Source organism: Peribacillus sp. SIMBA_075 (genome assembly GCF_046534585.1).
The window spans coordinates 1-272 of sequence record NZ_JAWRYN010000615.1 but is presented as its reverse complement, the minus strand read 5'-3'; the positions used below and the strand labels follow the sequence as shown (position 1 = coordinate 272).

General features: G+C 37.5%; 1 protein-coding gene. It reads left to right on the top strand.

The annotated features are described in order from the left end of the window. Positions 1-185: hypothetical protein (locus SB775_RS29645; RefSeq protein ID WP_410864814.1), on the top strand; the 185-nt coding region annotated here is incomplete at its 5' end. Positions 186-272: the final 87 nt, after the last annotated feature.

The following is a 272-nucleotide window of genomic DNA, read 5'->3' as shown; positions in this document are numbered from 1 at the left end:
CCGGTTTTGCTTTCCCCCTCTCCCTTTACAATTCATTAACGAAATATTTAAACAAAAATAGTTGTATGCCTATGTTTTCGCAAAATATAATAAAACTAACAACGGTCAACAAACAACAAGAAGTGGAGAAGAAATCTTGTTCAGAAAAAAAGAAACCACAAATCCTTGGGAGGTGCTCAGCGTGAACAAAACGAAATGGTTAGAGAAACGCTCTTTATTTGCAGCAACTACAGGAGTATTGCTCGTAGCAAGTGTGATGGCAGGATGTTCAA